Below are 9703 nucleotides of genomic sequence, written 5' to 3' on the forward strand. Positions count from 1 at the left end.
GCGTCCACCCCCGACGCCGCCAGATCCCACAACCCCTCCGGCGACGACACCCCGCCCGGGAACCGGCACCCCATCCCCACGATCGCGATCGGCTCATGCCTGGCCGACTCGGTCCGGCGGATCTGCTCGCGGGCCTCGTGCAGGTCGGTCATGGCGCGACGGAGGTAGACGCGGAGCTTCTCTTCGTTGGTGGCAGGCGTTTCGGAAGACATGGTGCTGTTCTCCAGGGGTGTGGGGCGGGCGGGGCGGGAGAGCAGTGGCGGCAAGCGGGCTCTGGGCTACATCGATCGGAAGTCGCTGTCGAAGAGGTCGAAGAGCTCGTCGTCGGTGCTGGCGGCGAGGCGTTCGCCGACCGACTGCTCGTCGGGGCCCTGCCCGTCGTGACCGTTCGAGCCGTTGACCGGCCGGACGCCGGCCACCGGCGGGGCGAGCGTGCCGAGCAGCTCCTGAAGGCGTTCCGCGACGTGGGCCCGGCCGTTGTCGTCGGTGACAGCGGTGACCAGTCCGTCCCGGATCCGGTCGAGTGCCTCCAGAACGGCCGGGACGTCCGCGGGAAGTTCCTGGCCGCCCTTCGGCAGTTCCTGTTCCAGGTGGTCGACGAGCGCCGCCGGCGTCGGATGGTCGAAGACCAGCGTGGCGGGAAGCCTCGTTCCGGTGACGGCGGTGAGCCGGTTGCGGAGTTCGACGGCGGTGAGGGAGTCGAATCCGGCTTCCTTGAAGGAGAATTGGAGTTGGACGCGTTGGGCGTCCGCGTGCCCGAGCACCGAGGCGATCTCGGTGCGCACGAGCTCCCTGATGACGGCGAGCCGCTCGCCGCGCGGCTTCCCGGCGAGCTGTTCGGCCAGGGTGCCGGATGCCGCGGCCGTGGTCGGGGGCTCCTGGCCCGCCGCAGGGTCCGGCGTGCCCGCACCGGACGAGGGGCCGGCATCGGCGGACGGGGGCACCAGGGCGTGCAGCACTTCGGGTACCACGCCTGCATGTACGGTGCTGCGGACCGAACGAGCACGCAGGCCGTTCAGGTCTAGGCGGATCGGCAGCAACACGGCCTCGGTCCTGGAGGGGGCGCAGGCCTCGTCGAACAGTTCCAGTGCCTCGGCGGGGTCGAGGGGCAGGATGCCGGAACGGCGCAGCCGTGCGAGGTCGGCGGCGGCCAGGCTCGCTCCCATGCCGTCGGCCCCTGCGCCACCGCCGTCGCCGTCACCGCCCCCGCCCCACAGGCCCCAGGCCAGGGATACGGCGGGCAGGCCCTGTGCTCGCCGCCAGGCGGCGAACGAGTCGAGGAAACTGTTGGCGGCCGCGTAGCCGGACTGGCCGGGACTGCCGAGGGTTCCCGCAGCCGAGGAGAAGAGGACGAAGGCGGACAGGTCCAGTTCACGGGTCAGTTCGTGCAGGTGGGTGACCGCGTCGGCCTTGGCCCGCAGGACTGCCGAGACCCGTGGGAGGGTCTGCGCCGTGACGATGCCGTCATCCAGCACACCGGCGGTGTGCACGACAGCGGTGAGCGGGTGCGCGGCGGGGACGGCGGCCAGGACGCTTTCGAGCGCCGAGCGGTCGGCGGCGTCGCAGCGGACGATGTTCACGGCGGCGCCCAAGTCGGTCAGTTCGGCGGCCAGCCCGGCCGCGCCCGGGGCGTCCGCTCCGCGCCGGCCGGCCAGTATCAGGTGCCGGACGCCGTGCTTGGTCACGAGATGCCGGGCCACAGCCTTGCCGAGCGTTCCGGTTCCGCCCGTGACGAGCACGGTGCCGTCCGCGCGCCAGGGGCCGGAAGGGTTCCCAGACGGGGCGGGCCACAGGGCTGCGCCCGCTTCCGGCTCGGTGGTGTCGCCGAGGCGATCGGCGGCAGCTCCCTGCCCGTTCGCTCCGTGGGTGAGTCGGGGTACGAGGATCTGGTCGCCGCGCAGGGCGAGTTGGGAGGCCTCCGAGGTGACGGCCCGCGACAGGGAGCGGTACGAGGCAGCCGGGTCGGACGGGTCCGCGTCGACCAGTACGAAGCGGCCCGGGTGCTCGGACTGTGCGCTGCGCAGCAGTCCCCAGGCGACGGCTGCGGCGGGGCGGACTGCGCTGGTGCCGGCCGCCACCGCCCCGTGTGTCAACACGACCAGTCGTGCGTCGGTGAAGCGGGCGTGGGCCAGCCAGCCCTGCACCACGGCCAGCGCACGTTCGGCCAGGTCGTGGGCGCCTGCGGCAAGATCGTCCCCGTCGTGGCCGAGCTCCACCAGGACGTGGTCGGGCAGGGGTGTGTCGGAGGCCGCGAGCGCGTCCAGATCGTCGTAGGTGCGTACGGGTGCCTGTGCTCCGTCGCGTACGTTCTCAGCGAGGGCCTGACCGGGATCGCCGAGGACGCCCCACTCCGCTGCCGTCGGCCTGGGATCGGAGTGCCCGGTCACCGGAGCGGAGGCCGACGTCCACTCCAGTCGGTACAGCGGTGTGCTCCCCGCCTGCGGACTCTGGAACTGGTTCGCCGGGAGAGGGCGCAGCGTGAGTGAGCGGGCGGCGAGGACCGGGCGGCCCGCCGGGTCGGCCGCCGCGACGGTCACAGCGTCGGGTCCCGCCGGGGCGAGCCGTACGCGCAGGGAGTCGGTGCCGCGGACGTGGATCCGGACGTCGCTCCACGAGAACGGCAGCAGGCCGTGGGCCTCGGTGAACTGCTCGCTGAACCCGGTGGCGTGCGCAAGAGCGTCCAGCAGAGCCGGGTGCATGCCGTACCGCGAGGCGTCGGCGGCTGCCTGGCCGGGGAGCCGGACCTCGGCGAAGACCTCTTCGCCGCGCCGCCAGACGGCGTGCAGTCCACGGAACACGGGGCCGTACGTCACGCCCATGTCCGCGAGACGCCGGTACTCGGCCGCGACGGCGTCCGCGTCGAGCGCCACCGGCGTCGCGTCGGCCGGGGGCCAGACGCCGAGCAGCTCCGCCGGCACGTCGGCACCGTCACCGGCCTCCTCGGTTCCGGGGGCGAGGGTGCCGGACGCGTGTCGGGTCCAGTCGGTGGGGGCGTCGGCCGCCCGAGCGGCGTCGGCGGGCCGGGAGTCGATGCGTATCGTACGGATGCCTTCCGCGTCGGGGCCGCTCAGCGTCACGCGCAGCCGGACCCCCTCTCCGCTCTCGGGCAGGACGAGGGGCGTGGCGAAGGTCAGCTCGACGACCCGGGGGCAGCCCGCTTCGGTGCCCGCCCAGGCGGCGATGTCCAGGAGGGCCGCTCCGGGTACCACGGTGCGGTCCTGGACGCGGTGGTCGGCGAGCCACGGGTGGGTGCGGACGGAGAGCAGCCCGGTCCGTACGGTGCCTTCCCCGTCGGGCAGGTCGATGGCGGCCGGGAGCAGGGGCTGGTCCGCTGGCTCCAGACCGGTGGCGGTGAGGCCGACGGCTGGGGCCGGGACGTCCAGCCAGTAGCGCGTGCGCTGGAAGGCGTAGGTGGGGAGATCGACGGCGGGCCCGTCGCCGTCACCGTGCACGGCCGCGAGGTCGACGGGAACGCCGTGGGTGTGGACGGTGGCCAGGGCCCCGAGGCAGGTGGTCGTCTCGTCGCGGTCCCGGCGCAGCAGCGGCACCATCAGCACGCGACGCTCCTGCCCGTCGGCGGGGGAACCGACCGTGTCACGGTCCGTCGAGCCGTCCTGGTGCGGGGCGTCTTGTTCCTCTTCGCGCATGCAGTCGCGTCCCAGGGCGGACAGCACGCCGTCCGGTCCCAGTTCGACGAAGGTGTCGATCCCCTGGTCGTGCAGGGTGCGGAAGCCGTCGCTGAAGCGCACGGCCTCGCGCGCGTGGCGCACCCAGTACTCCGGGGTGCACAGGATCGCGGCCGACGCGACCTCGCCGGTCAGGTTGGAGACCACCGGGATGCGCGGCTCGGCGTAGGAGACGTGGCGCGCGATCCGGGCGAACGGTTCCAGTGCGGCGTCCATGTGCGGCGAGTGGAAGGCGTGGCTGACAGGCAGCACCTTGGTGCGGCGGCCCCGCTCCCGCCACAGTGCGGCGAGTTCGGCGACCGCGTCCTCGTCGCCCGAGATCACGGTGGCGTCGGGCCCGTTGAGTGCGGCGACGGCGACGCGCGCCGGCCTACGGGCCGTGAGCGCCGTGATCGTCTCCTCGATCTCCGCGCCGCCGGCCTGGATCGCCGCCATCGCGCCACCGGCCGGCAGCTCGCCCATCAGCCGGCCCCGCGCCGTCACCAGGCGGGCGGCGTCGGGCAGGGTGAACACTCCGGCGGCGTGGGCGGCGGCCAGTTCGCCGACCGAGTGACCCAGGAGTGCGTCGGGGCGCAGGCCCCACGCACTCACCAGCTCGAAGAGGGCGACTTCCAGGGCGAACAGCGCGGGCTGGGTGTACTCGGTGCGGTCGAGGAGGCCGGCCGTCGCGCTGCCCGGTTCCGCGAACATCACCTCGCGTAGCGGGCGGTCCAGGTGCCGGTCGAGTTCCGCGACCGTCTCGTCCAGGGCGCGGGCGAACACCTCGTACCGCTCGTAGAGCCGGCGTCCGGCGCCCGGTCGCTGGCTGCCCTGCCCGGTGAAGAGCAGTGCGGTGCGGCGTCCGCGTGCGGCCCGGCCGGTGATCACCCCGGGTCCGTGCGCCGCGCCGGACGCCAGCTCCGTGAGGCCGCTCAGAAGGGCGGCGGTGTCCTGTCCGAGGACGACGGCCCGGTGCTCGAACGGTGTGCGGGAGCGGGCCAGTGTCCGCCCGACCGCGGCGGGTGACACGTGGGGGCGGGCGGTGAGATGGTCGCGGAGTCTCCGGGCCTGGGCTCGCAGCGCCGCTTCGGTCCGACCCGAGAGCAGCCAGGCGCCGCCGCCGGTGGACGGTTCGCGCTCCGCCGCCGTGTCGTCGCCGTCCGGGACGCCCTCCAGGATCAGGTGTGCGTTGGTGCCGCTGGCGCCGAAGGAGGACACGCCGGCGCGGCGCGGGGCGTCCCCCTGGCCGGGCCAGTCCTGTGCCTGCATGAGCAGTTCCACCGCGCCCGCCGACCAGTCCACCCGGCTGGAGGGGCGGGTGACGTGCAGGGTGCGGGGCAGCCGTCCGTGGCGCATCGCCAGCACCGTCTTGATGATTCCGGCCACGCCGGCAGCGGCCTGGGTGTGGCCGATGTTGGACTTCAGGGAGCCGAGCCGCAGCGGCCGTTCGGGGCTGCGGCTCGTGCCGTAGGTGTGCAGCAGGGCCTGTGCCTCGATGGGGTCGCCGAGCCGGGTTCCGGTGCCGTGTGCCTCCACCGCGTCGATCTGGTCGGGGCCCAGATCCGCGTTTGCGAGCGCCTCGCGGATCACCCGCTGCTGGGCGAGGCCGTTGGGGGCCGTCAGGCCGTTGCTGGCACCGTCCTGGTTGACGGCGGAGCCGCGGATGACCGCCAGTACGGTGTGGCCCTTGTCCACCGCGTCCGACAGGCGCATCAGGAGCAGCATTCCGGCGCCCTCGGCGAAGCTGGTGCCGTCGGCCGCGTCGGAGAACGCCTTGCAGCGCCCGTCGGAGGCCAGGCCGCCCAGTCGCGCGAAATCGACGAACAGGTCGGGGGTGGACAGGACGGTCGCGCCGCCCGCGAGCGCCATGTCGCACTCCCGCTGCCGCAGCGCCTGCGCCGCCAGGTGCACGGCGACCAGTGACGAGGAGCAGGCCGTGTCGACGGTGACGGCGGGACCCTCCAGCCCGAGGGTGTAGGCCACCCGGCCCGAGGCGATGCTGCCCGCGCTCCCGTTGACCAGGTAGCCCTCCAGACCAGGCGGGATCTCGTTCAGCCGGGCGCCGTAGTCGTGATACATGACACCCGCGTACACCCCGGTGCGCGAGCCGCGGGCGGAGGCCGGGTCGATGCCGGCCCGCTCGAACACCTCCCAGGAGGTCTCCAGCAGGAGCCGCTGCTGCGGGTCCATGGCCAGGGCCTCGCGCGGGCTGATGCCGAAGAACTCCGCGTCGAAGTCGGCGCTGTCGTGGAGGAAACCGCCCTCGCGGGAGTGGACGGCTCCCGACTCGGGGTGGTGGAGCGCGTCCAGGTCCCAGCCCCGGTCGTCGGGGAACGGCGAGACGGCATCGGTGCCGGAGTCGACCAGTTCCCACAGGCTCTCGGGGGTGGTCACCCCGCCGGGCAGTCGGCAGCTCATCCCCACGATGGCGATGGGCTCACGGGCGTTGTCCTCCAGAGCGTTCAGCCGCTGGCGCGTGCTGTGCAGCTCGGCGACAACCCGCTTCAGGTAGTCACGGATCTTGTCGTCGTTGGCCGTCATCGACCGGACCCTCCTGGCCTACGTGCTCGTGTCGGTGCAAGCGCGCCTGCTGCGGCGCACTTCGGTGTGGGTGATGGACGCGCACGGCGTCCCGCTCACAACTGGTCTTCGATGAACGCGAACAGGTCGTCGTCGGAGGCGGAGTCCAGCCGCCCCAGCAGGTCGGGGCCGGCCTGCGCGCCGCGGCTTTCCGTGCCGGCGGCCGTTCGTGTGCTGCGGTCGCCGTCCCGGGGGGCGTCGCCGACCACCGCCAGCAGTTCTGTGAGACGTCGGCGGACGGCGTCACGCCGCGTGTCGTCGGCCGTCATCCCCCGGACCGCCCGGTCCAGGGCGTCGATGCCCGACAGCGCCGCAGCGCCCGCCTCGTCCCGGCCCTCCGCCGCGAGGAGCTCCGCCAGGTGGCCCGCGAGCGCATCGAGGTTGGGGTGGTCGAAGACCAGCGCCGGCGGCAGCCGCAGTCCGGTGACGGCACCGAGCCTGTTGCGCAGCTCGACAGCGGTCAGCGAGTCCAGACCGATCTCCCGGAAGGAGCGAACAGGGTCGACCGCGGTCTTGTCGGTGAAGCCCAGCACGTCGGCCAACTGCGCCTGGGCCACGGCCAGGAGTTCGTCCCGCCTTCCCGCCGCGTCCAGCCCGGTCAGTCGTTCGCGCAGGGCTTGCGCCCGGCTCGGTGCGTCCGTGACCGCGGACGCCGCGCGATCGCCACGACCCGTTCGCGCCGCGCCGCGCCGTACGGCGGGCGCCGCCAGCGTACGCAGCATCAGGGGCACCGAAGCGGCCCCGTGGGCGGCGGCCTGCCGACGCAGCGCCGCCGTGTCCAGCCGCATCACGCAGATCTGCGGCGCATCCGCGCCGGCGGCGGCACCAAGTGCCCGGTCGAACAGTTCGAGCCCCTGCTCATTCGTGAGCGGCGCGATGCCGGACCGCTCCATGCGCCGCAGATCCACCTCGCCGAGATGGCCGGTGAACGTGCTGGCGGCGCTCCACAGTCCCCATGCCAAGGACACCGCGGGCAGCCCCTGCGCATGCCGGTGCTGGGCCAGGCCGTCCAGGAACGCGTTGGCCGCCGCGTAGTTGGCCTGTCCGGCCCCGCCCAGCAGGCCGACCGCCCCGGAGTACAGGACGAACGCCTTCAGCGGCATTCCCGCGGTCAGCTCGTGCAGGTTCAGTGCGGCGTCCGCCTTGGGGCGCAGCACGCGGTCCAGCCGTTCGGGGGTCAGCGCCTCGACGACGCCGTCGTCGAGGACACCGGCCGTGTGGATCACCGCGGTCAGCGGGTGTGCGGCGGGGACGGTGGCGAGGGCCTCCTTCAGCGCCGCCCGGTCCGCCGCATCACAGGAAAGAAGCTGGAACTCGGCTCCGAGACTGTTGAGTTCACGCTCCAGTGCGGCGGCCCCGTCGGCGTCGCGCCCGCTGCGGCTGAGCAGCAGCAGATGCCGTACGCCGTGTGCGGTGACCAGGTGCCGGGCCAGCAGGCTGCCGAGGGTGCCCGTGGCGCCGGTGACGAGCACGGTGCCCTCGGGATCGAACCCCGTGCCCGTCGCGGTGGCCCCGTCTCCCGGAGTCGGCAGGACCGCCAGCCCTGGAGTGCGTATCTCTCCTGCGCGAATGGCCAGTTGGGGGATTCCGCTGTCGAGCGCGGCGGGCAGCGCCTGGTACGAGGCGTCCTGCCCGTCGTGTTCGACAAGGACGAAGCGGTCGGGGTGCTCGGTCTGCGCCGAACGCATCAGCCCCCACAGCGCCGATCCGGCGAGGTCCACGTGACGCGCGTCCGCCCCGGTGGCGACGGCGTGCTCGGTAAGCACCGCGAGCCGTGCGGCGGCGAAGTGCTCGTCGGACAGCCAGCCCTGTACGAGGGCGAGCCCCCGCCGAGCCGTGTCCCGTATCCCATCGGCCAGAGCCGTCCCGTGCGGCGCGGCGGTGCCGGGCTGGGCCCCGAAGTCGGCGAGGACGATGTCGGGGCGGTCCGCTCCGGAGTCCAGCGCCGTACGCAGTGCGTCCAGGTCGGGGAAGACGCCGACACACCCCGTGCCGGGGTCCGCCGTCGCGTACCGTGCGGCGGCACCGCCCTGCCCGACAACCGCCCACCGGCGCGTCGCACCGGACGGGGAGGAGGCGAAGAGCCCTGTGGCCGGGGGTGCCGCGCACGCGATCGGGCTCCGCTGCCAGTCCACGCGGTACAGCGGCGCGGACGTCGTGCCACCGACCAGTCCCACCAGCCGGTCCTGCGCAAGCGGACGCAGCACCAGCGCATCCAGCGACAGCACCGGGGCGCCGGCGAGGTCGACGGCCTCGAGCGACACGGCGCCTTCCCCGGCCGGACCCAGGCGGATCCGCAGCGCGTCGGCACCGGTCGCATGCAGCGTGATGCCCCGCCAGGCGAACGGCAGCAGCACGGATCCGTCGTCGGGCCGCGGCACGAAGTCGCCCAGCAGCCAGGGTTGCAGAGCCGCGTCGAGGAGGCCGGGGTGCACCCCGAACCGCTCGGCGTCCAGCGCCGCGCCCGCGGGCAGGCGGACCTCGGCGAACACCTCGCCCTCGCGCAGCCAGACGTCCTCGACCCCGGCGAACACCTCGCCGTACTCGTATCCCAGCGCGGAGAACCGGTCGTACAGCTCCGCCGCCTCCGCGCGTTCGGAACCGCTCGGCGGCCAGGCCGCACGGCTCCACTGCGGCCGGCCCGGGTCGGGAGCGGCGGCAGGGGCCAGTACGCCGATGGCGTGTCGGGTCCACTGGCTGGTGTCCCCGTCTTCCGCCTCCGGCCGCGCGAACACGCTCACGCGGCGCCGGTCGGAGGAGTCGGGCTCGTCGACCACCACCTGGAGCCGGATGCCGCCGTGCACCGGCAGCGGAGCCTCGATGCTCAGCTCCTCCACGCCCGCGCAGTCCACGACCGCAGCGGCATGCAGTGCCATGTCGACGAAAGCTGTCCCGGGCAGCAGGGCGGTCCCGGCCACGGTGTGGTCGGCGATCCAGGAGTGAGAGGCCGGGGAGATCCGCCCGACGAGCAGCAGCTCACCGGACTCCGCGAGCGGCAGCGCACCGCCGAGGAGTGGATGCTCCTCCCAGGTCATACCGAAGCGGGCCGCAGCGGAACTGCCGGTGCCGGCGGGCGAGGCCGATGCCCAGTAGTGCTGGCGTTGGAAGGGGTAGGTGGGCAGGTCGATGGTGCGGGCGCCGGTGCCCTCGAACAGTGCCGGCCAGGTGACGTCGACGCCCTGGACGAACGCCTCCGCCACCGAGGTCAGGAAACGACGCAGACCCCCTTCGTCACGGCGCAGGGATCCCACCGCGCACACCTGCCGGCCGGCGGACTCCGCCGTCTCCTGCACCGCACCCGTCAGCACCGGATGCGCACCACACTCCACGAACACCGCGAAACCATCAGCCAGCAGCAGCTCCACCGTCTCCTGGAACCGCACCGGCCGACGCAGATTCCGGAACCAGTACTCCGCATCCAACGACGCCGTATCCACGACGCCAGCCTCCACCGTCGA

General features: G+C 73.6%; 2 protein-coding genes and 1 pseudogene. All 3 read right to left on the reverse strand.

Annotated features, from left to right (window positions below; genetic code table 11):
* Window positions 1-212 (reverse strand): polyketide synthase docking domain-containing protein (locus tag ACFY5B_RS39280; RefSeq protein ID WP_389980010.1); only part of this gene is annotated, 212 nt, incomplete at its 3' end.
* 66 nt (window positions 213-278) lie between these two features.
* Window positions 279-6197, reverse strand: a pseudogene (locus ACFY5B_RS39285) (SDR family NAD(P)-dependent oxidoreductase); the annotation flags it as partial.
* Between the two features lie 104 nt (window positions 6198-6301).
* On the reverse strand, window positions 6302-9703 hold a 3402-nt coding region (locus ACFY5B_RS39290; protein WP_389980013.1), incomplete at its 5' end, for an SDR family NAD(P)-dependent oxidoreductase.

This window comes from Streptomyces sp. NPDC013187 (assembly GCF_042899705.1).
In the GTDB taxonomy this organism is placed as follows: Bacteria; Actinomycetota; Actinomycetes; order Streptomycetales; family Streptomycetaceae; genus Streptomyces; species Streptomyces hawaiiensis_A.